This window comes from Brachybacterium sp. NBEC-018 (assembly GCF_024860185.1).
Lineage (GTDB): Bacteria > Actinomycetota > Actinomycetes > Actinomycetales > Dermabacteraceae > Brachybacterium > Brachybacterium rhamnosum.
This window is the reverse complement of the sequence record NZ_CP100650.1, coordinates 1,958,893-1,982,053: the sequence shown is the minus strand read 5'-3', so window position 1 is coordinate 1,982,053 and position 23,161 is coordinate 1,958,893. Positions and strand designations below refer to the sequence as shown.

The following is a 23,161-nucleotide window of genomic DNA, read 5'->3' as shown; positions in this document are numbered from 1 at the left end:
GTCTCAGCCGAGGTTCTGCGGGGAGGCGTCGGACTCGACGGTGATCTTCCCGGAGATGATGTCGGCCTTGAGCTGGTCCACCTCGGACTTGAGCTCGTCGGGGACCTGGGCGTCGAGGTCGTGGTACGGGGCGAGGCCCACGCCCTCGTTCTCGAGCGTGCCCACGTAGGGCTCGTTGGAGAAGTCGTCGGAGGAGGCGGCGGTGGCGACGTCCTCGACGGCGGGGGCGATGCCCTTCATGACCGAGGTGAGGATGAGCGGCTTCGCGGCGTCGTCGTCCACGGACTCGTAGCCGTCGGAGTCGACCCACACGACGTAGCGGCCGTCGGCCTCCTTCGCGGAGGCGAGGGTCCCGGAGCCGACGGGGCCGGCGACCGGCATGACGATGTCCGCGCCCTGGGAGTAGAAGGTGTCGGAGAGCGCCTTGCCCTTGGACTGGTCCTCGAAGTCGCCGGTGAAGGAGCCCTTCTGGGTGTCCTTGTCCCAGCCCATGAGCTGCACGTCGGCCTTGTGGACCTCGTTGTACTTGGCGACGCCGTCCGCGAAGCCGTCCATGAAGATGGTGACGGTCGGGATCTGCATGCCGCCGTAGGTGGCGACCTTGCCGGTCTTCGAGGTGCCCGCGGCGACGTAGCCGGCGAGATAGGCCGCCTGCGCGGTGTCGAAGGAGAGCGGCTTGACGTTGCCGACCTCGATCGCGTTGCCGTCGGCGTCCTGCGCGGTGGAGTCGATGATCGCGAACTCGACGTCCTCGTTGGCCTGGGCGGCGGTGCCCGTGGCCGGGGCGAGGAGGAAGCCCACGGTGAAGATGAGGTTGCAGTCCTGGGAGACCAGGTTGTCGATGTTCGTCGCGAACTGGGCCGGGTCGGTGGACTCGGCGGTGGAGGTCTCGATGCCGAGCTTCTCCTTCGCGGCGGTCAGGCCCGTGAAGCCGGACTCGTTGAACGACTTGTCGTCGAAGCCGCCGGAGTCGGAGACCATGCAGGCCTTGAAGTCCGAGGTCGCCCCGGAGCCGCCGTCGCTGCCACCGGAGGAGGCGGACTCCTCCGGCGGGGCGCCGCAGGCCGCCAGGGTCAGGATGCCGGCGCCCGTGAGGGCGATCGCGCGCGAGATGCTCTTCATGAAGTTCCTCCGAGGAAAGGGATGCCGGACGCGCCCGGTGTCGGGCGTCACCACGTCGCAGTCCTCCGGAGACTAGCCGCGCCGCACACGTCGTGAGACGCAGTCGCGCTCCCGGCCTCGAACCGTTATGAAATCGTCGCGCAGACGGCGGGGAGATGGCCGGCAGGCGACCGCCGCGCTCCCCCCGGGGCGCGGCGACTCATCCGCGCTGCGTGACGAGGTCCCGCTGCAGGCATGCCGTGGCGAGCACCGCGGCGCCGTTGCCGATCGCCCGCTCGTCGATCATGAGGTCACCCATGTGGAGGTCGTAGCTGCGCCCGCCGGGCGTGCGCGTGCCGAGCCGGGCGAGGGCGCCGGGCACCTTCTCGAGGTACCAGGCGAAGTCCTCGCCGCCCAGCGACTGCGCGGTGGGGTCCACGTTCTCGCGGCCCAGCACGGAGGCGGCGGCGGCCTCGAGCACCGCGGTCGACGAGGCGGAGTTCGAGACCGGCGGCACCCCGCGGTCATGGGTCACGCGGGCCTCGACGCCCCACGGCCGCACGAGATCGGCGAGGAGCTCCTCGAGCAGCTCCTCCGCGCGGTCCCAGGCGTCGTGGTCCAGGCAGCGCAGCGTCCCCTCGAGCGTTCCCGAGCTGGGGATCGCGTTGAAGGCGGAGCCCGCGTGGATCGAGCCCCACGTGAGGTTCACGCCGGAGCGGGGGTCCATGCGGCGGGTGAGGGCCGCGGGCAGCCCGGTCGCGATCGAGCTCAGCGCGAAGACGAGGTCCTGCGTGAGGTGGGGCCGGGAGGTGTGGCCGCCCGCGCCGCGCACCTGCACCTTGACCGGGTCGGTCGCGGAGGTGATCGGGCCGACCTTGAGCCCCACGTGGCCCACGTCGACGCCCGGGTCGCAGTGCAGGGCGAAGATCGAGTCGACGCCCTCGAGCACGCCCTCGCCGATCAGCTCGAGCGCGCCGCAGGGGTGGCGCTCCTCGGAGGGCTGGAAGACCAGGCGCACGCCGCGGCGCAGCTGCCCCTCCTCGGCGACCCGCACGAGGGCCATTGCGGCGCCGAGCACGGCGCTCATGTGGACGTCGTGCCCGCACGAGTGGGAGACGCCCTCGACGCTCGAGCGGAAGGAGACGGTCGAGAGCTCGGGGATCCCGAGCGCATCCATGTCCGCGCGCAGGGCGACGGGCTTCAGGGAGGGGTCGCTGCCGGGCACGTCGCAGATGAGCCCGGTGCGAGGCATGCGCACGGGGCTCAGCCCGAGCGCCTCGAGCTGCTCGGCGATGTAGTCGGTGGTGCCGTGCTCCTCGTGGGAGAGCTCGGGGTGGCGGTGGAGGTGGCGGCGGATCCCCCGCAGGTGGTCGGAGTGCTCGTGGACGGTGCGCATGATGAGCCCGTCGGGGCCGAGCATCGCCTGCTCCGGTCCGCCCGGGTGCTGCTCCTGCTGAACCTGCTGCGCCTGCACGTGCGTCCTGCCTTCCGGGCGGTCCCTGGGGCCCGTCCCTCGATCCTGGCCGCCCGCGGTCACGGGCGGCGGCTGCCGGGCCTCCCCCGCCCGGCGCTGCTCCTGCTCCCCTCGCCCCGCGCAGCCGCGCGGACCTCAGCGCAGGTCGTCCCTCCCAGAGCCGGACAGGGAGGAGACGATCGCCGAGAGCTCCTGGGCGTGGTCGTCGGCGAGCACGAGGAGGGCGTCCTCGGCATCGACCACGGTGATCCCGTCGAGGCCGACGAGGGCCACGTGACGATGCGTGGCACCGTACACCGTGGCCCGGGAGCCGACGGCATCCACGGTGACGGTGCCCAGCACCCGGACATCTCCCCCACCGCCGATGCCGTCACCGTCCCCGTCGGCAGCGCCGACCGTCCGGACGCCGCCGCCGGCCGCCGGCGAGCGCAGCTGCCGCGCCAGCGCCGCGAAGTCGCCGACGTCGTCCCAGTCGAAGCGGGCCGGCACCACGGCCACGCGGCCGCGCGCGGCGAGCGGCTCCGCGAGCGCGTGGTCGATCGCGATCGAGAGCAGGGAGGGCCAGACCTCCTCGAGCACGTCCTGCTCCTGGGCGGTGCCGCCGGCCGCCGCGATCCGTCGCACGCCCTCGGCGAGCGGCGGGATCTGCACGGCCAGCTCGTCGAGCAGGACCCGCGCGCGGACCACGAACATGCCGGCGTTCCACAGGAACCGGCCCGAGGCGAGGAACTCCTCCGCGACCTCCCGGGTCGGCTTCTCGACGAACCGGGAGACGGGCAGCGCCCCCGCGCGCTCGAGCACGGGCGCCACCGGCGCGCTGGAGCGCTCGATGTACCCGAAGCCCGTCGCCGGGTGGGTGGGGACGATGCCGAGCGTGACGAGGTGGCCGTCCTCCGCGGCGGCGCGCGCGGCGCGGACGTCCTCGGCGAAGGCGGCGGTGTCGGCGACCAGATGGTCCGCGGCGAAGGAGCCGATGACGGCGTCCGGCGTCTCCCGCTCGACGACGGCCGCGGCGAGCGCGATCGCGGGCATCGAGTTGCGCGGCGAGGGCTCCGCGATCACGAGGGCCCGCCCGGCCGCCTGCTCCTCGACCGCGGCCCGGTGCACGGCGCCGGTGACGACCACGGGAGGGGCGTCGGAGAGCGGGAGGAGCCGCTCGATCGTCTGCTCGAGCAGGGAGGATCCCGAGCCGGTGAGATCGAGCAGGAACTTGGGGCGCTCACGCCGTGAGAGCGGCCACAGTCTGGTGCCGGAGCCGCCGGCGGGGATGACGGGGACGAAGGGGGCCTCGGGCATGCGGCCAGGGTAGCGGCGTCCTGGGGAGCGGTCCGAGGCCGGCCCGACACCGCCGCGCGCGGGACAGAAAGCGCACGTCATGGTGTTACGCTGACGGGGCCCCTGTCGGGGGCGATGATGATGTCGCCGTGTCGTGAACCGGCCCTCTGCGGGTCCCCAGTGCGGGCCCTGCAGCCGTCGGGCCGGGTGCGGCGCGACAGGCCCCTGCGGGCCCGCCCGTCATCCCGCCCGCCGACGACTCAACCGACGCTTCTGGAGGAACTCCGTGGCTTCCGCCCAATCCGGGACGCTGTATCGCGGACGCGAGGGCATGTGGTCCTGGGTCGCTCACCGCATCTCAGGGATGCTCATCTTCCTGTTCCTGCTCGTCCACGTCCTCGACACCGCCCTCGTGCGTGTCTCCCCCGAGGCGTACAACGAGGTGATCGGGCACTACAAGACGGTGGTGTTCGGCCTCGGCGAGATCGGCCTGGTGGGCGCCGTGGTGTTCCACGCGCTGAACGGCCTCCGCATCATCCTGGTGGACTTCTGGTCGAAGGGCACGAAGCACCAGCGCGGCCTGTTCTGGGGCGTCGTCGTGCTGTGGGTGGTCCTCATGGCCGGCTTCCTCCCCCGCCACCTCATGCACATGTTCGGAGCCTGACCATGAGCGCACAGACCTCCTCCACGCGGATCCCCGATCCCACCACGCGCTACCGCCGCACCGGCCAGCGCGGCGTGAACACCGAGATGCTCTCGTGGATGTTCATGCGCGCCTCGGGCGCCCTGCTCGTGATCCTCATCTTCGGCCACCTCTTCGTGAACCTCTGGCTGGGCCTCGGCGTCAAGGGCATCGACTTCGCCTTCGTCGCCGGCAAGTGGGCCAACCCCTTCTGGCAGGTCTGGGACCTGCTCATGCTGTGGCTCGGCCTCATCCACGGCGGCAACGGCGTGCGCACGATCATCAACGACTACGCCCGCTCCTCGACGCCGCGCCTGGTCCTCAAGGGCCTGCTGCTCGTCGCCGTGGTCGTCACGATCGTGCTCGGCACCCTCGTGATCTTCACCTTCAACCCCTGCCCGGCCGGCGCGGAGCCCAGCCTCCTGCCCGCCGTCTGCCAGGGCTGACGGCTCGGCCGTCCCGCATCTCGCGATCGAAACGGAGCACTCCCCGACCATGCAGACTCATGACTACGACGTGGTGATCGTGGGCGCCGGCGGCGCCGGCATGCGCGCCGCCCTCGAGGCCTCCAAGCGCGCCCGCACCGCCGTCGTCACCAAGCTCTACCCCACCCGCTCCCACACCGGCGCGGCGCAGGGCGGCATGTGCGCCGCCCTCGCCAACGTCGAGGAGGACAACTGGGAGTGGCACACCTACGACACCGTCAAGGGCGGCGACTACCTGGTGGACCAGGACGCCGCCGAGGTCATGGCCAAGGAGGCCATCGACGCGGTGCTCGACCTCGAGAAGATGGGCCTGCCCTTCAACCGCACGCCCGAGGGCAAGATCGACCAGCGCCGGTTCGGCGGCCACACCCGTGAGCACGGCGAGGCGCCCGTGCGCCGCGCCTGCTACGCCGCGGACCGCACCGGCCACATGATCCTCCAGACCCTCTACCAGAACTGCGTGAAGCAGCAGGTGGAGTTCTTCAACGAGTACTACGTGCTCGACGTGCTCATGACCGGCGACCCGCGCACCGACGAGGGCGTCCGCGCCTCCGGCGTGGTCACCTACGAGCTCGCGACCGGCGAGATCCACGTCTTCCGCGCGAAGTCCGTGGTCTTCGCCTCCGGCGGCTTCGGCAAGGTCTTCAAGACCACCTCGAACGCGCACACGCTGACCGGCGACGGCCCCGCCATGGTGCTGCGCCGCGGCATCCCGCTCGAGGACATGGAGTTCTTCCAGTTCCATCCGACGGGCCTCGCGGGCCTGGGCATCCTGCTCTCCGAGGCGGCCCGCGGCGAGGGCGCGATCCTGCGCAACAGCAACATGGAGCGCTTCATGGAGCGCTACGCGCCGACGCTCAAGGACCTCGCCCCGCGCGACGTCGTCGCCCGCGCGATGGCCAACGAGGTGCGCGAGGGCCGCGGCTGCGGTCCGAACAAGGACTACGTGCTGCTGGACCTCACCCACCTCGAGCCCGCGCACATCGACGCGAAGCTCCCGGACATCACCGAGTTCGCCCGCACCTACCTGGGTGTGGAGCCGTACACGGAGCCGGTGCCGGTGTTCCCCACCGCGCACTACGCCATGGGCGGCATCCCCACGAACATCCGCGGCGAGGTGCTCCGCAACGCCGAGGACGTCATCCCCGGCATGTACGCCGCGGGCGAGGTGGCCTGCGTGTCCGTGCACGGCGGCAACCGCCTGGGCACGAACTCGCTGCTGGACATCAACGTCTTCGGTCGCCGCGCCGGCATCGCCGCCGCGGAGCACGCGGCGACGGTCGAGTCCCCCGAGCTGCCCGAGGGTGTCGAGCTCCCGACCGTCGAGCTGCTGCAGCGCCTCCGCGACCGCCCGGCCACCGAGGACCGCGTCGCGGACATCCGCCGCGACCTGCAGGAGACCATGGACGCCAACGTCCAGGTGTTCCGCACCGATGAGACCTGCCGGAAGGCGCTCGCGGACATCGAGGCGCTCAAGAAGCGCTACGAGACCGTCGCCGTCCAGGACAAGGGCCTGCGCTACAACCTCGACCTGCTCGAGGCCGTGGAGCTCGGCTTCCTGCTGGATCTCGCGGAGACCGTCGCGCTCGGTGCGCTGTACCGCAAGGAGTCCCGCGGCGGCCACTTCCGCGAGGACTTCGACAAGCGCGACGACGTCAACTTCCTGCACCACACGATGTACTACCGCACCCTCGAGGGTGAGGAGGGTGCCGAGGGCACCTCGATCCGGCTCGGCACCAAGCCCGTCGTGATCACGCGCTACGAGCCGAAGGAGCGTACGTTCTGATGACCGCCGTCGCCGAGAAGACCCCGGCCCCCGAGTCCGCCGCCGCGGAGATCCCCTCCTTCGAGGTCACCCTCCGCATCAACCGCTTCGACCCGGACTCCGGGAAGGACTCCTCCTGGGAGGACTTCACCGTCACGATGCACGGCACCGACCGTGTGCTCGACGCCCTGCACGAGATCAAGTGGCACCTGGACGGTTCGCTGAGCTTCCGCCGCTCGTGCGCGCACGGCGTGTGCGGCTCCGATGCGATGCGCATCAACGGCCGCAACCGCCTGGCCTGCAAGACGCTGCTCAAGGACCTCGACATCTCCAAGCCCATCCTGGTCGAGCCGATCAAGGGCCTGCCGGTGGAGAAGGACCTCATCGTCGACATGGACCCGTTCTTCGAGTCCTACCGCGAGATCATGCCGTTCCTCGTGGCGAAGGGGCAGGAGCCCAGCCGCGAGCGCCTGCAGTCCGCGGAGGAGCGCGAGCGCTTCGACGACACGACCAAGTGCATCCTGTGCGCGGCGTGCACCTCGTCCTGCCCCGTGTTCTGGACCGACGGCCAGTACTTCGGCCCGGCCGCGATCGTCAACGCGCACCGCTTCATCTTCGACTCGCGCGACGACGCCGGCGAGCAGCGCCTGGAGATCCTCAACTCCAAGGAGGGCGTGTGGCGCTGCCGCACGACCTTCAACTGCTCCGAGGCGTGCCCCCGCGGCATCCAGGTCACCAAGGCCATCGCCGAGGTCAAGCAGGCCGTCATCCGCGGCCGCGTCTGATCCTCCGGGGATCGCCCGTCCGCGGGCGACCCCAGCTCGACGGAGCGCCCGGTCCCCGCGAGGGGGCCGGGCGCTCCGTCGTCCCGCATGAAGGCGTCAGGTCAGTCGTAGGTGACCACGAGCGGCGAGTGGTCGGACCAGCGGGTGTCGTAGCTCGGGGCCCGGTCCACCTGCGCGGCGGTCGCCCGCTCCCCCAGCTGCGGGGTGGTCAGCTGGTAGTCGATGCGCCAGCCCGAGTCGTTGTCGAAGGCCTTCCCGCGCTGCGACCACCAGGTGTAGGGGCCGGGCACGTCGCCCGCGAGACGGCGGTGCACGTCGACCCAGTCGCCCTCGACGAGGAGACGGTCGAGATAGGCGCGCTCCTCGGGGAGGAACCCGGCGGACTTCAGGTTGCCCTTCCAGTTCTTGATGTCGTTGTTGGCGTGGGCGATGTTGAGGTCGCCGGTGAGGACCACGTGGCGGCCGTCGGCCCGCAGGGCGGCGAGGCGTTCGAGGGCGACGTCGAGGAAGGCGTACTTGTCGGTCATGGTCTGCGGCTTGTCCACGCTACCGGAGTGCATGTAGCAGGAGATGACGGTGAGGTCCTGGCCGTCGCCGAGGGGATCGCCGAGGTCCGCCTCGAGCCAGCGACCCGAGTGCGCGTCCTCCTCCTCGAGGCCGGGCAGGCCGCGCCGCACGCCCTCGAGGTCGATCCGCTCGAGCGAGGTGCGGGCCGCGATCGCGACGCCCGCACGGCCCTTGAGCCGTGACGCCTCGCCGACGATGCTCCAACCCTCCCCCATGAGGTCGGCGAGCAGCTCGTCCGGTGCCCGCACCTCCTGGAGGGTGACGACGTCCGCGGAGGTCGCGGCGAGCCAGTCGCCCATGCCCTTCCGGGCGGCGGCGCGGAGGCCGTTGACGTTGACGGTGGCGAGTGTGAAGGTCATGCCCGCCAGTATTACAGGGAGGGCCGACGCACGCCGCCCGCGCCCCACCCGCCCCTCCCCCGGGGCGGGCCCGCACACGACGAGGCCGCCCCGGTCGGCACCGGGGCGGCCTCGTGCGCGGCGAGCGGGTCGCTCAGGCGGCGGGGCTGATCCCCGCGGCCCGCTCGGCCGCCTCGACGACGTTGGTCATCAGCAGCGCGACGGTCATCGGGCCGACGCCGCCTGGGTTCGGGGACAGCCAGCCGGCGACCTCCGCGACCGCCGGGTCCACGTCGCCGTGGACCCGGTACTTGCCGGTCTCGGGGATCTTCTCGCCCCGGGTCACGCCCACGTCGAGCACGGCGGCGCCGGGCTTCACGTCCTCCGCGCGGACCAGGTGCTTCACGCCTGCCGCGGCGACGATCACGTCGGCGCGACGGAGATGCTCGGAGAGATCCTTCGTCCCGGTGTGGGTGAGGGTGACGGTCGCGTTGATCGCCCGACGGGTCAGGATCAGCCCGATCGACCGGCCGATGGTCACCCCGCGGCCGACCACCACGACGTGCTTGCCGCTGAGGTCGATGTCATGGCGGAGCAGCAGATCGATCGCGGCACGCGGGGTGCACGGCAGCGGCGAGGTGATCGGTGCGTTCACGTTGAGCACGAGCCGGCCCAGGTTCGTGGGGTGCAGGCCGTCGGCGTCCTTGTCCGGGTCGATCCGCTCGAGGACCGCGTCGGTGTCCAGATGCTTGGGGAGCGGCAGCTGCACGATGTAGCCGTGGCAGGTCTCGTCGTCGTTGAGACGGTCGATGACCTCCTCGACGTCCTCCTGGGTGGCGTCGCCGGGGAGCTCGATCTGGATCGAGTTCATCCCGATCGACTCCGAGCGGCGGTGCTTCATGCCCACGTAGAGGCGCGAGCCGGGGTCGTCACCGACGAGCACGGTCGCGATGCCGGGCGTGATGCCCCGCTCCTTGAGCGCGGCGACGCGCTCGGCGAGCTCCTGGGTGATCGCCTTCGCGGTGGCCTTGCCGTCGAGGATCTGAGCGGTCATGGGGCTCCTTCCGGGGAGCGCTGGGAACGGTCGGGGACGAGCGCGGGGCCCGGCATCGGCCGGGCCCCGCGAAGGTCGATCAGTACTGCTGGAGCTCTGCGTAGAGCGGCTTCTTCTCGGCGAGGGCCGCGGTGCGGGCCCGCAGGGACTCGATGTCCGCGCCGCCGGTGAGGGCGAGGGCGATGACATCGGCGACCTCGGTGAACTCCTCGGCGCCGAAACCGCGGGTCGCGAGGGCCGGGGTCCCGATGCGCAGGCCCGAGGTGACGCGCGGGGGACGCGGGTCGTTGGGGACCGCGTTGCGGTTCACGGTGATGCCCACCTCGTGGAGGCGGTCCTCGGCCTGCTGGCCGTCGAGCTCGCTGTCCACGAGATCCACGAGCACGAGGTGCACGTCGGTCCCGCCGGAGATGACCTTCACGCCCTGGGCGGCGGCGTCCTCCTGCTGGAGCCGCTCGGCGAGGATCTTCGCGCCCTCGAGGGTGCGGGCCTGGCGGTCCTTGAAGTCCTCGGAGGCGGCGACCTTGAGCGCGACGGCCTTCGCGGCGATGACGTGCATGAGGGGCCCGCCCTGCTGGCCGGGGAAGACGGCGGAGTCGATCTTCTTCGCCCACTTCTCCTTGCACAGGATCATCCCGGAGCGGGGGCCGCCGATGGTCTTGTGGATGGTGGTGGAGACGACGTCCGCGTAGGGGACGGGGCTCGGGTGCAGGCCCGCGGCGACGAGGCCCGCGAAGTGCGCCATGTCGACCCAGAGCGCGGCGCCGACCTCGTCGGCGATCTCGCGGAAGCGTGCGAAGTCGAGCTGGCGCGTGTACGCGGACCAGCCGGCGACGATGACCTTGGGCTGCGACTCGACGGCGAGGGCGTGGACCTTGTCCATGTCGATCAGGCCGGTGCCGGGCTCGGTCTCGTAGGCCACGATGTCGTAGAGGCGGCCGGAGAAGTTGATCTTCATGCCGTGGGTGAGGTGGCCGCCGTGCGCGAGCGAGAGGCCCATGAGGGTGTCGCCGGGGCGGGCGAGGGCGTGCATGACCGCGGCGTTCGCGGTGGCGCCCGAGTGCGGCTGGACGTTCGCGTGCTCGGCGCCGAAGAGGTCCTTCGCGCGCTGGATCGCGATCTCCTCGGCGACGTCGACCTCCTCGCAGCCGCCGTAGTAGCGGCGACCGGGGTAGCCCTCCGCGTACTTGTTCGTCAGCACCGAGCCCTGCGCCTGGAGCACGGCGCGCGGCACGAAGTTCTCGCTGGCGATCATCTCCAGCGTGCGCTGCTGGCGGGCGAGCTCCCGATCCAGGACCTGGGCGATGTCCGGGTCGAGATCGGCGATGGACTGGGAGAGGACGTCGTTCACAGGGCCTCCTGCGGCAAGGGTGGATCGGCGGGGCATGGGCCGTCCCTCCATCCTAGAGCGCAGCGCCGCCCCGGGCAGGATCGTCCACGCCGTCCCACGGCGCCGCGGTCCCGCGCGACGTCCCCGGTCAGCCGCCCCGGGACAGCCGTCCCCGGGACAGCCGTCCCCGGGGCAGCCGTCCCCGGGTCAGAGGTCGACGCCGAGCCGCACCGGCTCCGGGTGCAGCGCGACGCCGAAGCGCTCGGCGACCCCGGCCTGCACGGCGCGGGCGAGGGCCACGAGGTCCTCGCTCGAGGCGCCGCCGCGGTTGGTCAGCGCGAGGGAGTGCTTGGTGGACAGGCTCGCCCGCTCCCCCACCGCGAAGCCGCGGTCGAAGCCGGCATGGCTGATGAGCCAGGCGGCGCTCGTCTTCACGAGTCCCTCGCCCGCGGGGAAGCGGGGGGCGTCCTCGGGCAGGTGCTCGGCCTCCGCCGCCGGGAGGATCGGGTTGGTGAAGAAGCTGCCGGCGCTCCACGTGTCGTGGTCCGCGGGATCCAGGACCATGCCCTTCTCCCCGCGGATCCGCAGCACGATCTCCCGCACCTCCGCCATCGGCGCCCGCTGGCCCACCTCGATGCCGAGCGCCGCGGCGAGCTGGGCGTAGCGCACGGGGGCGGAGAGCGATCCGAGGGTGTGCTGGAAGCTCACGGAGAGCACCACGTAACGGCCGGTGGCCGACGGCGCCCCGCCTGCGAAGGGCGTGCGCTTGAAGATGCTGTCGCGGTAGGCGAAGTCGCAGTCACCCGCATAGAAGGTGCGCACGGCCCCGCGCTCGCGGTCCCAGGTGCGCACCCGCGTGATCGTCGCGGCGACCTCCTGGCCGTAGGCGCCGACGTTCTGGATCGGGGTCGCCCCCACGGTCCCGGGGATGCCGGAGAGCGCCTCGATGCCCACGAGCTCCCGCGCCACGGCGTACTGCACGGCGCGGTCCCAGCTGACTCCGGCGAAGTGCTCGACGATCGCGCCACCGCAGGTGGGGTCCAGCGGTGTGAGGGCGGCGGGATCCGCGGGGCTGCCGTCGGGCTCGCCCGAGGTGGGGATCTCGCAGGTCGCGTCGAGGCCGGGCGGGGTCCCGGGGTCCTTCAGCAGGACGACGGTGCCCTCGAAGGGGGCGTCGGAGGCGATGAGGTTGGAGCCGCCGCCGAGCACGAGCAGCGGCTCCCCCGCGGCATCCGCCGCGGAGACGGCGTCGATGACCTGCTGCTCGGTCGTCGCCTCGACGAGGGTGCGGATCTCGCCGCCGATCCGCAGGGTCGTGAGGTCGGCGAGCCTCATGCCTGCACCGGCAGCGCGATGACGGCGCGGGCGCGGCCCAGCACCGAGGTGCCCTCCGCGGTGACGGCGGTGAGGTCGATCCGGGCGGTGCCGGCCTCGGGGTCGACGGCCCCGACGGTCGCGGTCACCTCGAGCACGGCCTCGCCGGTGGCGGGGACGGGCACGGGCTTGGTGAAGCGGGTGGAGTACTCGCGCAGCAGCGAGGGGTCGCCGAGCTCCTCGAGCAGGCCGGTGATCGCGGTGCCCATGGTCAGCATGCCGTGGGCGATGACGCCGGGCAGGCCGGCGGCCTCCGCGACCGTGTCGTTGTAGTGGATCGGGTTGAAGTCGCCGGAGGCGCCCGCGTAGCGGACCAGGGTGTCGCGGCTGAGCCGGTGCTCGCGCCGGGCGAGGACCTGGCCCTTCTCGAGGGTGCTGAGGTCGAGGTCGTTCATCGCATCTCCAGGGGCGTGGGGCGGCCGGGGCCGCGGGAGGTCGGGGGTCCGGCGTCGGTGCCGGGGCGCTGCGGGGAGGAGGCGGACGGGCGCCGTGCGGCAGGTCGCCGCGAGGGGCCGTCGCCGCGGCGGGTCAGTCGCCGCGGACGACGAGCATGCTGCGCACGCTCGCGACGGGCGCGCCGGCCTCGTCGGTCATGTCCACCCTGGTGGTGACCATGGCGTGGCCGCCGGCGGCGCGCACGGACTCGACGGTGAGCGTCGGGACGAGCCGGTCCCCCGCGACGACGGGACGCTCGAGGGTGAACCCCTCCTCGCCGTGGACCACGCGCGTGAAGTCGATCCCCGAGGCCGGGTCCTCGATGTACTGCGCCTCGGTGGCCTGGGCGAGGGAGACCAGGAAGGTGGGCGGTGCGACGACGCCCGCGTGGCCGGCCGCGCGGGCCGCCTCGGGATCGAGGTGCAGCGGGGAGGTGGCGCCGGTGGCGCGCGCGAACTCGGCGATCTTCGCGCTCGAGACCTCGTGCACGGCCCCTGCGGGGTAGGTGCGACCGGCGAAGGACGGATCCGGGGTGGTGGTCATGTCTCTCCCAGGGTGCCCGGGCGGGTGATCCCCCGGGGCGATCGAAGGCGGTGGCACTGCGGAGCCGCAGGTCCGACGGCGGGCCCGCGGGCGTGGTGGCCTGCGGGCCGTGAGGACGGCGCGCCCATGGCGCACCTCCCCCAGGATGCACGAAGGCCACCCGGGTCGCCCCGAGTGGCCTGTCGTGTCGCGCTGGGGAGACCCGGTCAGCGGGTCTCGCGGTGCGCCGTCTGCTTGCCGCAGGTCGGGCAGAACTTCGAGAGCTCCAGCCGATCCGGGGTGTTGCGACGGTTCTTCTTGGTGATGTAGTTGCGGGCCTTGCACTCGGTGCAGGCCATCGTGATCTTGGGACGCACGTCAGAGCTCTTGCTCGCCACGACTCGCCTCTTTCGTTCCGAGAAGCGCGCTCGCCCGCGCGCCTGACTGGGTCCCCTCGCGGGGAGATGAATCTTATCGCCGGTAGGACCGGTGCGGTACCGAGGGCGGGGATCGAACCCGCGACCTCACGATTATGAGTCGTGCGCTCTAACCGTCTGAGCTACCCCGGCGTGATCGATGCGACGGCCCGATCTCGAGACGAGACCGGGCCGGCATCCATCAGAGCCCTGAAAGGGAATCGAACCCTTGACCTTCTCCTTACCATGGAGATGCTCTGCCGACTGAGCTATCAGGGCAACCCGGTGAACACTACACAATCCCTGCTCGGAGAGCAATTCTCGCGGTGTTCCCGGTGCTTCGGATCACAAGGACCCTCCGCGGTGGCAGGTGAGGGATTCGAACCCCCGTAGGCAATGCCAGCTGATTTACAGTCAGCCCCCTTTGGCCACTCGGGTAACCTGCCGGGTTGGCCTCCCCCGTCGTCCTCCACCCCTGGGAACCAGGTGCGAGGGCCGCCGGAAGCGGACTCGAAAAGCATAGCGGGGTGGGCGACGGTGCGCGAACCCGGGAGGCCGCTTCACCGCATGACCATGGTCACAGGGCGCCTGACCTGCAGTTTCGATGCCTCAGGTGGGTTCGGTGCCCGCTCGGCAGCGGGCCATGGGGATCAACGGGCCGCCACCGGCAGCCCGCCCGACGCGTCCCGCACCGCCCCGGCACGACTCTCGGGGCGCCTCTTGCTCCGGCGCACAGGGCCACGGTCCCTCCCGGCGCAGCGCCGGGATCGGGCATCATCGGGGGATCGTGCATCATGCAGGGGCAGGGAACCCCCGAGGAAGGAAGGCACCCCATGGCCGATTCATCGTTCGACATCGTCAGCCAGCTCGACCGCCAGGAGGTCGACAACGCCGTCAACCAGGCGGTGAAGGAGGTGGGCCAGCGCTACGACTTCCGCGGCACCGGCGCCTCGCTCACCCTCAGCGGGGACGAGATCGTCATGACCGCGAACGCCGAGGAGCGCGTGCTGGCCGTCCGCGACGTCCTGCAGACCAAGCTCCTGCGCCGCGGCATCTCCCTCAAGGCCATCGAGGTGGGCGAGCCCAAGCAGTCCGGCAAGGAGGTGCGTCTCGCGGCCGCCCTCAAGGAGGGCATCAGCACCGAGGACGCCAAGAAGATCTCCAAGATCATCCGCGACGAGGGCCCCAAGGGTGTGAAGGCCCAGATCCAGGGCGACGAGCTGCGGGTCTCCTCCAAGAGCCGCGACGACCTCCAGGGCGTCATCGCCCTGCTCAAGGGCAAGGACCTCGAGGTCGCGCTGCAGTTCATCAACTACCGCTGATCGCCCGCGAGCCCTCAGCACGTCGAGGAGCCCCGATCCCCTCCCCTGCACGGGGTGGGATCGGGGCTCCTGTGCTCTCCCGGCGGGGCCGGGAGGGACCTCAGTTGCTGTTCGAGGTCGTGTCCTGCTCCTCGGCATGCTGGTTCAGCTCATCCGACTTCGCCTTGCACGCCTCGACCACGCTGTTCACCGGACCGGACACAAAACCGTTCCAGTCATCCACATACGTGTCGTAATCCGGACCGACCCACTCCACACCGTTGACCACACCGGTCACCGCATCGATCGCATCCAGGATCTGGCTGCCCGCCTCATTGATCGCGGTCGCGACCTCGCGACCCTCCTCCGGGTTCATTCCCTTGAAAGCCATGACAATCCCCTCGCTCTAGAAAAAACTGATCTCGACGACTATGAGAAGCTGACGCACCCGCCGATCAGGCGGACGCCTCCCGCTGCTCGGAAGCATTCTTCGACGCCCGCTCCGACAGATCCTGCGCCTGCTGCACCAGCTGCTGCACCGCCTGACCCACCGTCGACTCGAACTCCGACACGTACCGGTCACGATCCTCACCGGTCCAGTCGATCTCCTGCACACGCGCCAGCACCCGCTGGTACGCCTCATTCGCCTGATCAGCCGCATCGGTGATCTGCGTGGCCATCTGATCGACAGCCTCCGGGTTCATACCCTTCTTCATGGCGTTCCTCCTCGTCGTGTCTTCCCTGGTCCACCCATGGTCCGGATCTCCGCGGCCGCCGTGGCCGCCTCCTCGATCCCTGACCTCCAGGTGATGACTCCACACTAGGCGGCCCTGCACGACCTGGCGATGGGGACAACTCCCCATCCCCCTCCCCATACCGCCTGTTGACCATCACCACAGGTCAGAGGTGAGATCGCGCTCGCGGCCCGCACGGAGCCGTTGTGGATGACGGCCGGCTCGGGCCGCTCGTCCCGGTCGCCGCTCGCCCCGCTCCCCGCCGGCGCCGGCCCCGGCTGCGGACGGCGAAGGACCCCGCACCGCTCCCCTGCGGGGGACGGGACGGGGTCCTGCGGCGGCGCGGACGACTCCGCGGCCGGACGGCCTCAGTTGCTGTTCGAGGTCGTGTCCTGCTCCTCGGCATGCTGGTTCAGCTCATCCGACTTCGCCTTGCACGCCTCGACCACGCTGTTCACCGGACCGGACACAAAACCGTTCCAGTCATCCACATACGTGTCGTAATCCGGACCGACCCACTCCACACCGTTGACCACACCGGTCACCGCATCGATCGCATCCAGGATCTGGCTGCCCGCCTCATTGATCGCGGTCGCGACCTCGCGACCCTCCTCCGGGTTCATTCCCTTGAAAGCCATGACAATCCCCTCGCTCTAGAAAAAACTGATCTCGACGACTATGAGAAGCTGACGCACCCGCCGATCAGGCGGACGCCTCCCGCTGCTCGGAAGCATTCTTCGACGCCCGCTCCGACAGATCCTGCGCCTGCTGCACCAGCTGCTGCACCGCCTGACCCACCGTCGACTCGAACTCCGACACGTACCGGTCACGATCCTCACCGGTCCAGTCGAACTCCTGCACACGCGCCAGCACCCGCTGGTACGCCTCATTCGCCTGATCAGCCGCATCGGTGATCTGCGTGGCCATCTGATCGACAGCCTCCGGGTTCATACCCTTCTTCATGGTCCTCATCCCCTCATCCGGTGTTCCCTGGGCTCTCCCCGGGTGACCTCCGCGGCCTCCGTGGCCGCCTCCTCGATCTCCCGGGCTGATGCCTCCACGCTATGTCGGGCACCGGTGGCGGGTCGATGGGGAGAACTCCCCGTGGAGCACTCCCCGCTCGGGGACGCCCCGGTGGGCGCGAGGGGGTGGGTCAGTCGGTCTCGATGCGCAGCGAGTCCTGGATGCCGCGCACGATCTCGATCTCGTCGTCGGCGCCGTCCGCCCCGCAGCTGCCGACGATCTCCACGACGTCGGTCGCGCTCTCCCCGCGCGGGACCACCGTGTACCGGGCGGCCTGCACCACGGTGGGCCGGCCGGGCTGGGTATAGCCGTACTCGCTCGCGATCCACTCGCGGTCGCCCACCTCGATCCGGCCCGTGCCGAGCTCCTCGAGCTCGGGGAGGGCGGCCTTGCGGCGCGTGAGCGACTCGCCGGCCTGGTCGAGCGTGAACTCGGGTCCGAAGCGCTGCACGGTGACCACCACGTTGGCGCGGAAGCGACCCTCGACGCGCGGCTGGGCGACGGCGAGCTGGACACCCGCGACCGTGAGCGCCTCCCAGTCCTCGGGCACGCCCGCGCTGATCCGCGGCGGCCCGGGGAAGTCGGCGCTCGGGTACGTGATGCTCTTGACCATGCTGTCCGCTCCGTTCGTCCCACCCGTGACCGCGCCCAAGATACCAGCGCGCAGGAGGCCCGGACGGGTGTTCCGTCCGGGCCTCCTGTCCCCCGTCTCCAGGGGTCACCGCGTCCCTCCGGTCAGGAGGAGGTGGCCTCCTGCTCGGCGGCGTTGGAGTCGGCCGTCTGCCCCAGCTCCTCGACGGCCTTCATGACCTGCTGCAGCGCGGGGACCATCTCCCCGGACCATTCGCCGCGGAAGCGGTCCGCATCCGGACCCGTCCAGTCGACCTCCTCCAGCCCGGAGGTCAGCTCCTGCTCGATGCGGGTGATCTCCTCCGCCGCATCGCGCAGCTGGTTCGCCATCCGGCGGACCTCTTCGACGTTCATGCCCTGCGTGGCGTTCACGGGACCCTCTCCCCTCACTCGGTGTGCTCTGCTGATCGGACCGGCGCCCGCGCCCCTGCTCTCGGGGCTCCGGCACCTGCGTCCTGGTCGACGTCCTCACTGTAGGTCGACCTCCCGGATCCGACGATGGGGAGGAGTCCCCATGTGGACGACCGGTCCTCCCCAGCGCGGCGGGAGCGCCGACGTGCGACCGGATCAGTCGATCGTGCGCTGGGCGACCTGCAGCTTGGTCGCGCGGCCGCCGGCGACGAGGAACCCTCGGCCTGTCGGGAAGTCCGCGCGCCGGATCCTGCCCAGGCTCGTCCCCAGCAGTGAGTCGCCCTCCATCTCCCCCGGCTGCAGCAGCAGGCCGCGGCGACCGGACTTGAAGGGCTGGGCGAGCACGTAGGCCTGCGACCACGAGGCGGACTCGTTCTCGCCCACCACGAACTGGCCCTCGCGGGTGGAGGCGCGGATCAGCTTGTCGAGGTCGTTCTCGACGCCCGTCCCGGTGAAGTCGGTGACGCCGTCGATGAACAGCGCCAGACGCCCCTCCCCCACGGTCCCGGACTCCACGGTGCCGCGCAGCTGGGCGGCGAGCTCCTTGACCGTCTCCGGGTCCGAGGCCTCCACGTCCCAGACGTCGAGCCCCGTGAGCGGGGTCCGTCGTGCGGAGAAGCGCACGAGCCGCATCGGCTGCTCGAGCGCCTTCAGCCCGGTGGCGATCGTGAGCATCGCGGTGGTGCGACCCGAGCCCATCGGGCCCGTGACCATGAACGCGCCGCGCGGCTCGAAGGTGACCTCGGCGAGGGTCTCGTCGCCCACGCCCAGCACGGGACGACCGCCGACGACCGGCCGCAGCGAGGACAGCTCGACCCGCTCCGGCAGACGCTCCACGGCGGGGGCCTCCGGCACGCCGGCCCGGCGCATCGCCCGCGCGAGCTTCGTGACCTCGCGGGACTGGATCGCGACGTTCGCGTCGCCGCCGTGGACGGCGACCTGCATCTCGTGGCCCTCGAGGATCGCGCGGCCGGGGGGCGAGGAGCCGTCGAGCACGTCCTTCGGCTCGCCGAAGCCCGCGTAGTCGTCCACCCCGGTCATGCGGTGGATGAGGCGGCGCTGGATCGAGGAGCCCAGCGAGGTGGGGATCGCGTTGGGGCGGTCGCCGGTGACGATCACGTGCACGCCCACCTGGCGCCCGTCGGTCGCGATCTGCACGAACGTCGTGAACCACTTCGTGAGGTTCGAGTAGTCGTAGGCCTCCCGGAACGCCGCCATGCCGTCCACGAGCAGTAGGATGCGCGGCTCCTCCGGCTTCCCGGCGAGCTCGCGGTACTCGGAGATCGAGCCGGCGCGGAACCGCGCGAAGTCGCGGGCGCGCTCGTCGACCAGCCCGCGCAGCGTGCGCAGCAGGCGGATGACCCGCTCCTCGTCGTCCCCGGGGACGATCGAGCCCACGTGCGGGAGCTCCTCGAGCATCGACAGGCCCGAGGCGCCGAAGTCCAGGCCGTACACGTGCACGGGGCCGCCGCGCACCGTCGAGGCGGCGGAGATCGCGAGGGTGCGCAGGGTCGTGGACTTGCCGGAGCCGCCCGTGCCGTAGATGGCCATGTTGCCGTCGCGGTCGGGGAAGTAGGAGATCGTGGGCTGCGCCTGCTGCTCCGGGACGTCCATGACGCCCAGCAGCAGCTCCTCGTCGCTGCGCCGGGTGGGCAGGCGGGAGAGGTCGTAGGCGTCCGCGAGCTCGGAGAGCCACGGCTTGCGCGGTGCCGGCACGCCGGCCTGCTCCGCGGCGCCGATGATCGTGTGCACGACCCGGCTGATGTCGTTGGGGCCCGGGTCCTTGACCTCCTTCACGGGCGGGGCCGGGATGTCCCAGGCCTCCCCCGTGCCGAAGTCACGCTCGACGATGTCGATGCGGGCCCGCTCGGGCTCCTCGGTCGTCCAGCCTCCCGCGTAACCGGTCTGGAAGGTCGCGATGCGGCCCGGACCGGTCTTCGCGGCGGCGCGGCCCGGGATCCCCGGATCGAAGTGGGCGGCCATCTTGTCGCCCAGGATGTCCTGGGAATCCGCCTCGTCGGCCATGCGCAGGGCGATGCGGAGGTTCGTGTTCGCGCGCAGGTTGTCCTTGATGACACCGGCCGGTCGCTGGGTGGCGAGGATCAGGTGGAGCCCCAGGGAGCGGCCGCGCGCGGCGACGTCGACCACGCCGTCCACGAACTCGGGGATCTCCTTGGCCAGCGCCGCGAACTCGTCGACGATGATGATGAGGCTCGGCGGGGTCTCGGGGTCGCCGGTGCGCTCGAGCGAGACGAGGTCCTTCGCCTTCTTGCGGTTCAGCAGGTGCTCGCGATGGTGCAGCTCCGCCCGCAGGGAGGTGAGCGCGCGGCGCACGAGGTGCGGGGAGAGGTCGGTGACCAGGCCCACCGCATGGGGAAGGGTGATGCAGTCCGCGAAGGCCGCGCCGCCCTTGTAGTCCACGAAGAGGAAGGTCACGCGGTCCGGGCTGTGGGCGGTGGCCATGCCCATCACCCAGGCCTGCAGGAACTCGGACTTGCCGGCGCCGGTGGTGCCGCCCACGAGGGCGTGCGGGCCGTTGGTGCGCAGGTCCAGGTGGAAGGCGTCCTGGCCGTTGTGGCCGATCAGCCCGCGCAGGTTCGCGTCGTGCTTGCGGCGCACCGGCTCGGAGCCGTCCCGCGGGGTGAGGGAGTTGTTCTCCTTCCACCGCTCGATGATGTGGCCCGGGTCCTCGGCGAGCGCCATGCCGCCGAGCTTGAGGTAGGAGATCGCGCGCGGGAGGTCGGAGTCGTCGTCCACCGGCACGCCCGCGTCGACCACGGGCGAGAGGTGGCGGGCCACCCCGGCGGCGACGTCGACCGCGACGGTCTCGACGGTCACGGGGTAGTACCGCTCCCCGAGCCGCACGTGGCCCGCGCTCGCGCCCTCCACGGCCTCGTCGACCGAGACGTAGGTGCGGCATGCCGCGGGCAGCGCGGCGACGTTCGCGGCGGACCACAGCACGTGCACGCCGACGTCGGGCCCCTTCTCCGCGAGGCGCACGAGGCGGGCGCGGTCGACGGGCGCGTCGTCCTCGATGACCACGAGCAGCAGCGGGGCGACCGGCTCCGGCGGGATCGGCGGCTCCGACGTGACGTCCGTGGTCTGCGGGGTGCGCAGCTGGGCCGGGGCGCCCTGGCCCCGCTGCTCGATGAGCTCCTCGATGCGGGAGAGCAGGGCGGTGCCGCGGCCGGGGCTGTCGGCGAGGTGGTCGCCGGGCAGCGGGGAGTGGGGGCTCGAGGTGTGCGGGAGCCACTTCAGCCACTGCCAGCGGTCGCGGCTGGTGCGCGAGGTGATCGCGGCGATCGCGAGATCCGCCGGCGAGTGCAGCGCGAACAGCTGGGTGACGAGCCCGCGGGCCACGCCGTCCGCCTCCTCGCCTCCGCCGGCGACGCCGATGCTGCCGGCGGAGCGGAGGTCCGCGACGATCGGCACGCCCGCGATCAGGCGGTACTTCTCGTGCATGTCGTCGAGCATGTCGTAGTACTTCGGGATCGCGTCGTTCTCCCCCGGCATCTCGATGCCCACGCGCGACTCGGCGACCCCGAGGCCCAGGCGCACGGTGCCGAAGGCGTTGTGCTCGGTGCGGTGGGTCCACAGCAGGCGGCCCAGGCGGAACGCCGCGTCGACGGTGTCCGCGGCGGAGGGGGTCTCCACCAGCCGCACCGCCCGCTCGAGGTCCTGGGCGGCGGTGACGCGGCGCTTGAGCGAGGCGAGCCCCTCCTCGAAGTTCTCGATCTGCCGCTCGAGCTGCTTCTTCTGCTGCCACTTGCGGTTGAGGTAGCCCGCGGTGGCCATGAGCGGCATCATCACCACGAACATGAGCGAGAAGGGGCTGCGGGTCAGGGAGAACATGAAGGCGCCCATGAACACGGGCGCGAACATCATGAAGATCGGGAAGAACTGCGGGGCGGTCTCCTTGGGCGGGGTGGGCGCCTTGAGCGGCCGATAGGGGAAGCGCGGCACCACCCGCGGGGAGCGGTTGAACTCGACGACCGGGCTGCTCGGGGCCGCGCCGCCCAGCCGGTGCAGGGTGATCACGGAGAAGGTCGTCCCGCCGATGAGGACGGTGTCCGCGGGGCCGATGACGGCGCGCTGGACCTGCTCGCCGCCGATCACCACGCCGTTCGAGGAGTGGAGGTCCACGACCTCGATCGTGTCGGAGACGTTGATGCGGGCGTGCCGCTTGGAGAGCATCGGATCGGCGATGCGGATGTCGAGGTCGCCCTCGCGCCCCACGACGCTCGATCCGCTGGGCAGCGGGAACTCGCGGCCCGCCTCCGGCCCGGAGAGGACCCGCAGCAGGGCGACGGCCGCTCCGCGGGACTCCGCCCGGGTCTCGAAGTCCTCGGAGGAGCGGGCGATGGAGACGACGCTCCCGGAGCGCAGGCCCGCCTGGATGAGGTCCGCGCCGCGGTCCAGGGAGCGCACGCCGCTCGCGCCGGGGCCCGCGCCGGGGTCCTGGACCTGGAGGGTCAGCCCCTCGGGCGGCTCGACCTCGTCGCGGAGGGGATCGGCGAGGTACAGCGCGTTGGCGACGTCGGCGACCGAGGCGGTCGCGTCGGCGGTCACCTCGAGGTCGGTGAGCCGGTCCTCGGGACGGCGCAGCGTCAGCTTGATGCGCATGGTGGTGCGGGTCCTCCCCCTGGGGCGGGCTCAGACCCGCCGTCGTCGGCGACCGGGGATGCCGGCCGCCCGGTCGATCAGTCCTCGTCGGGCTGCTGCGCCTGGTCGAGCAGCGGCAGGTCCTCCGCCGTCACGAGCCGCGACATGACGGCGTGCTCGACGAGACGGGCCCGACGGTTGCTCGCGAGCTTCCCGGGGCCGCCGCGCAGACCGCGCACGCCCATCCGGTCGAGCTTGTCGCACACGTTGTCGAGCTTGCGGTTGAACTTCGTGAGCTGCCACCCGAGCCGCTCCGCGGCCTGGGCGGAGGTCGGCACGGTGCTCATGCCGCTGCCCTCGCGGGCGAGCATCTGCTCGGAGAGCGCGAGGATGAGCAGCTTCTGGCTCGCCGTGAGCTGCACGGCGCCCACCGTCGTCTCCCCCACCGGGTCGTCCGGGCCGGCGATCCGCTCGAAGGAGGGCGACTCGGTGTGGATGGAGAGGTCGTAGGTGGTCGGTCCCGCGGTGAACACGACCTTGGTCTCGTCGAAGACGAGCGGGATGCGGGCGCCCGGGGCGAGCCAGGCCTGCATCGCTCCGCCGGGGTCGGTGATCGTCGCGGAGAGCCGCGAGCCGATGTTGACGAGCCACCACAGCGTGTCCACCTGCACGATCGACAGGAAGCGCCGGTGCAGGAACGGGTTGTCGTCGTCGACGCTGAGATCCGCGTCCCGGCCGATCGTCAGCTCCTCGCCGTCGGCGACCGTGAACCATTCGCCGCAGAACTCCACGGAGATCGAGGACGTCATCGGCGTCCCTCCTCGTGCTCGTGCCCCCGTCGGGGGCTGCTGTCGTCG

At 71.5% G+C, this 23,161-nt stretch carries 23 protein-coding genes and 3 tRNA genes; 5 read left to right on the top strand and 21 right to left on the bottom strand.

From position 1 onward, the window contains the following. Window positions 1-3: 3 nt before the first annotated feature. The 3 genes from NLU66_RS08975 to NLU66_RS08965 form a co-directional block, all read right to left on the bottom strand. Window positions 4-1,122 carry a BMP family lipoprotein gene (locus tag NLU66_RS08975; protein WP_259359383.1) on the bottom strand — a complete coding sequence of 373 codons (1,119 nt, stop codon included), beginning with the start codon at window positions 1,120-1,122 and terminating at the stop codon, window positions 4-6. A gap of 199 nt (window positions 1,123-1,321) precedes the next feature. Next, complete coding sequence (locus NLU66_RS08970; protein WP_259359382.1) at window positions 1,322-2,575, bottom strand: amidohydrolase; 1,254 nt, start codon at window positions 2,573-2,575, stop codon at window positions 1,322-1,324. A gap of 135 nt (window positions 2,576-2,710) precedes the next feature. Beyond that, on the bottom strand, window positions 2,711-3,871 hold the full coding sequence (locus NLU66_RS08965; RefSeq protein WP_259359381.1) for a mannose-1-phosphate guanylyltransferase: 1,161 nt from the start codon (window positions 3,869-3,871) through the stop codon (window positions 2,711-2,713). Between the two features lie 265 nt (window positions 3,872-4,136). Here NLU66_RS08965 and sdhC point away from each other — a divergent pair, with 265 nt between their 5' ends. The 4 genes from sdhC to NLU66_RS08945 are packed head-to-tail and all read left to right on the top strand — an operon-like array spanning window position 4,137 to window position 7,567. After that, on the top strand, window positions 4,137-4,514 hold the full coding sequence (gene sdhC / locus NLU66_RS08960; RefSeq protein WP_103385101.1) for a succinate dehydrogenase, cytochrome b556 subunit: 378 nt from the start codon (window positions 4,137-4,139) through the stop codon (window positions 4,512-4,514). A gap of 2 nt (window positions 4,515-4,516) precedes the next feature. After that, window positions 4,517-4,978 (top strand): succinate dehydrogenase hydrophobic membrane anchor subunit, encoded by a 462-nt coding sequence (locus NLU66_RS08955; RefSeq protein WP_259359380.1) that lies wholly within the window; start codon window positions 4,517-4,519, stop codon window positions 4,976-4,978. A 49-nt stretch (window positions 4,979-5,027) separates the two neighbouring features. After that, window positions 5,028-6,803: a succinate dehydrogenase flavoprotein subunit gene (sdhA, locus tag NLU66_RS08950; protein WP_259359379.1), complete on the top strand. Its 1,776-nt coding sequence runs from the start codon at window positions 5,028-5,030 to the stop codon at window positions 6,801-6,803. Further along, window positions 6,803-7,567 (top strand): succinate dehydrogenase iron-sulfur subunit, encoded by a 765-nt coding sequence (locus NLU66_RS08945; RefSeq protein WP_259359378.1) that lies wholly within the window; start codon window positions 6,803-6,805, stop codon window positions 7,565-7,567. The genes sdhA and NLU66_RS08945 overlap by 1 nt, the downstream gene beginning before the upstream one ends. A 101-nt stretch (window positions 7,568-7,668) precedes the next feature. On the opposite strand, the gene NLU66_RS08940 is transcribed toward NLU66_RS08945, so the two are convergent. The 10 genes from NLU66_RS08940 to NLU66_RS08895 all read right to left on the bottom strand — a co-directional run bounded on the left by NLU66_RS08940 (window position 7,669) and on the right by NLU66_RS08895 (window position 14,049). Then, window positions 7,669-8,493 (bottom strand): exodeoxyribonuclease III, encoded by an 825-nt coding sequence (locus NLU66_RS08940; protein WP_259359377.1) that lies wholly within the window; start codon window positions 8,491-8,493, stop codon window positions 7,669-7,671. Between the two features lie 133 nt (window positions 8,494-8,626). Next, window positions 8,627-9,526 carry a bifunctional methylenetetrahydrofolate dehydrogenase/methenyltetrahydrofolate cyclohydrolase gene (locus NLU66_RS08935; RefSeq protein WP_259359376.1) on the bottom strand — a complete coding sequence of 300 codons (900 nt, stop codon included), beginning with the start codon at window positions 9,524-9,526 and terminating at the stop codon, window positions 8,627-8,629. Window positions 9,527-9,605: 79 nt separating this feature from the next. After that, window positions 9,606-10,877, bottom strand: a complete 1,272-nt coding sequence (glyA, locus tag NLU66_RS08930) for a serine hydroxymethyltransferase (protein ID WP_416232148.1) — start codon at window positions 10,875-10,877, stop codon at window positions 9,606-9,608. A gap of 186 nt (window positions 10,878-11,063) precedes the next feature. Continuing rightward, complete coding sequence (locus NLU66_RS08925; protein WP_259359374.1) at window positions 11,064-12,191, bottom strand: UDP-N-acetylmuramate dehydrogenase; 1,128 nt, start codon at window positions 12,189-12,191, stop codon at window positions 11,064-11,066. Next, window positions 12,188-12,625, bottom strand: coding sequence for a MaoC/PaaZ C-terminal domain-containing protein (locus NLU66_RS08920; protein WP_259359373.1), 438 nt, complete (start codon window positions 12,623-12,625; stop codon window positions 12,188-12,190). Before NLU66_RS08920 ends, NLU66_RS08925 begins: the two co-directional genes overlap by 4 nt. A gap of 133 nt (window positions 12,626-12,758) precedes the next feature. Then, complete coding sequence (locus tag NLU66_RS08915; RefSeq protein WP_137770311.1) at window positions 12,759-13,208, bottom strand: MaoC family dehydratase; 450 nt, start codon at window positions 13,206-13,208, stop codon at window positions 12,759-12,761. A 206-nt stretch (window positions 13,209-13,414) separates the two neighbouring features. Continuing rightward, the gene (rpmG, locus tag NLU66_RS08910) at window positions 13,415-13,585 is read right to left on the bottom strand and encodes a 50S ribosomal protein L33 (protein WP_017823818.1); all 171 of its coding nucleotides are present in this window, start codon (window positions 13,583-13,585) and stop codon (window positions 13,415-13,417) included. Between the two features lie 97 nt (window positions 13,586-13,682). Then, window positions 13,683-13,756, bottom strand: a tRNA-Met gene (locus NLU66_RS08905). 53 nt (window positions 13,757-13,809) lie between these two features. After that, window positions 13,810-13,882: transfer RNA gene (locus tag NLU66_RS08900), tRNA-Thr, on the bottom strand. Between the two features lie 85 nt (window positions 13,883-13,967). After that, window positions 13,968-14,049 (bottom strand) — tRNA-Tyr (locus tag NLU66_RS08895). A gap of 387 nt (window positions 14,050-14,436) precedes the next feature. Between NLU66_RS08895 and NLU66_RS08890 the strand changes: the two genes are divergently transcribed. Then, complete coding sequence (locus tag NLU66_RS08890; protein WP_259359372.1) at window positions 14,437-14,925, top strand: YajQ family cyclic di-GMP-binding protein; 489 nt, start codon at window positions 14,437-14,439, stop codon at window positions 14,923-14,925. A 100-nt stretch (window positions 14,926-15,025) separates the two neighbouring features. On the opposite strand, the gene NLU66_RS08885 is transcribed toward NLU66_RS08890, so the two are convergent. From NLU66_RS08885 to NLU66_RS08850, 8 genes are all read right to left on the bottom strand, one after another. Then, the gene (locus NLU66_RS08885) at window positions 15,026-15,295 is read right to left on the bottom strand and encodes a hypothetical protein (RefSeq protein WP_137770309.1); all 270 of its coding nucleotides are present in this window, start codon (window positions 15,293-15,295) and stop codon (window positions 15,026-15,028) included. 64 nt (window positions 15,296-15,359) lie between these two features. After that, window positions 15,360-15,620, bottom strand: a complete 261-nt coding sequence (locus NLU66_RS08880) for a WXG100 family type VII secretion target (protein ID WP_259359371.1) — start codon at window positions 15,618-15,620, stop codon at window positions 15,360-15,362. Window positions 15,621-16,006: 386 nt separating this feature from the next. After that, window positions 16,007-16,276 (bottom strand): hypothetical protein, encoded by a 270-nt coding sequence (locus NLU66_RS08875; protein WP_137770309.1) that lies wholly within the window; start codon window positions 16,274-16,276, stop codon window positions 16,007-16,009. Window positions 16,277-16,340: 64 nt separating this feature from the next. Further along, a complete protein-coding gene (locus tag NLU66_RS08870; protein WP_259359370.1) occupies window positions 16,341-16,601 on the bottom strand; it encodes a WXG100 family type VII secretion target in 261 nt (86 codons plus the stop codon). A gap of 190 nt (window positions 16,602-16,791) precedes the next feature. After that, entirely contained in the window at window positions 16,792-17,274 is a 483-nt protein-coding gene (locus NLU66_RS08865; protein WP_259359369.1) for a hypothetical protein, read from the bottom strand. 122 nt (window positions 17,275-17,396) lie between these two features. Next, window positions 17,397-17,663: a WXG100 family type VII secretion target gene (locus NLU66_RS08860; protein ID WP_259359368.1), complete on the bottom strand. Its 267-nt coding sequence runs from the start codon at window positions 17,661-17,663 to the stop codon at window positions 17,397-17,399. Window positions 17,664-17,858: 195 nt separating this feature from the next. After that, window positions 17,859-22,325, bottom strand: a complete 4,467-nt coding sequence (locus NLU66_RS08855) for an FtsK/SpoIIIE domain-containing protein (RefSeq protein ID WP_259359367.1) — start codon at window positions 22,323-22,325, stop codon at window positions 17,859-17,861. A gap of 77 nt (window positions 22,326-22,402) precedes the next feature. Next, window positions 22,403-23,113 (bottom strand): hypothetical protein, encoded by a 711-nt coding sequence (locus tag NLU66_RS08850; protein ID WP_259359366.1) that lies wholly within the window; start codon window positions 23,111-23,113, stop codon window positions 22,403-22,405. Between the last annotated feature and the right edge of the window lie 48 nt (window positions 23,114-23,161).

Excerpts from the sequence above, each read along its gene's own strand:
- NLU66_RS08920 (WP_259359373.1), bottom strand. The coding sequence starts at position 12,625 with ATGAACGACCTCGACCTCAGCACCCTCGAGAAGGGCCAGGTCCTCGCC.
- NLU66_RS08855 (WP_259359367.1), bottom strand. The coding sequence starts at position 22,325 with ATGCGCATCAAGCTGACGCTGCGCCGTCCCGAGGACCGGCTCACCGAC.
- NLU66_RS08915 (WP_137770311.1), bottom strand. The coding sequence starts at position 13,208 with ATGACCACCACCCCGGATCCGTCCTTCGCCGGTCGCACCTACCCCGCA.
- NLU66_RS08935 (WP_259359376.1), bottom strand. The coding sequence starts at position 9,526 with ATGACCGCTCAGATCCTCGACGGCAAGGCCACCGCGAAGGCGATCACC.
- NLU66_RS08975 (WP_259359383.1), bottom strand. The coding sequence starts at position 1,122 with ATGAAGAGCATCTCGCGCGCGATCGCCCTCACGGGCGCCGGCATCCTG.
- NLU66_RS08955 (WP_259359380.1), top strand. The coding sequence starts at position 4,517 with ATGAGCGCACAGACCTCCTCCACGCGGATCCCCGATCCCACCACGCGC.
- NLU66_RS08880 (WP_259359371.1), bottom strand. The coding sequence starts at position 15,620 with ATGAAGAAGGGTATGAACCCGGAGGCTGTCGATCAGATGGCCACGCAG.
- NLU66_RS08940 (WP_259359377.1), bottom strand. The coding sequence starts at position 8,493 with ATGACCTTCACACTCGCCACCGTCAACGTCAACGGCCTCCGCGCCGCC.
- NLU66_RS08945 (WP_259359378.1), top strand. The coding sequence starts at position 6,803 with ATGACCGCCGTCGCCGAGAAGACCCCGGCCCCCGAGTCCGCCGCCGCG.
- sdhA (WP_259359379.1), top strand. The coding sequence starts at position 5,028 with ATGCAGACTCATGACTACGACGTGGTGATCGTGGGCGCCGGCGGCGCC.
- NLU66_RS08870 (WP_259359370.1), bottom strand. The coding sequence starts at position 16,601 with ATGAAGAAGGGTATGAACCCGGAGGCTGTCGATCAGATGGCCACGCAG.
- NLU66_RS08865 (WP_259359369.1), bottom strand. The coding sequence starts at position 17,274 with ATGGTCAAGAGCATCACGTACCCGAGCGCCGACTTCCCCGGGCCGCCG.
- NLU66_RS08850 (WP_259359366.1), bottom strand. The coding sequence starts at position 23,113 with ATGACGTCCTCGATCTCCGTGGAGTTCTGCGGCGAATGGTTCACGGTC.
- NLU66_RS08885 (WP_137770309.1), bottom strand. The coding sequence starts at position 15,295 with ATGGCTTTCAAGGGAATGAACCCGGAGGAGGGTCGCGAGGTCGCGACC.
- NLU66_RS08890 (WP_259359372.1), top strand. The coding sequence starts at position 14,437 with ATGGCCGATTCATCGTTCGACATCGTCAGCCAGCTCGACCGCCAGGAG.
- NLU66_RS08925 (WP_259359374.1), bottom strand. The coding sequence starts at position 12,191 with ATGAGGCTCGCCGACCTCACGACCCTGCGGATCGGCGGCGAGATCCGC.
- NLU66_RS08875 (WP_137770309.1), bottom strand. The coding sequence starts at position 16,276 with ATGGCTTTCAAGGGAATGAACCCGGAGGAGGGTCGCGAGGTCGCGACC.
- NLU66_RS08965 (WP_259359381.1), bottom strand. The coding sequence starts at position 3,871 with ATGCCCGAGGCCCCCTTCGTCCCCGTCATCCCCGCCGGCGGCTCCGGC.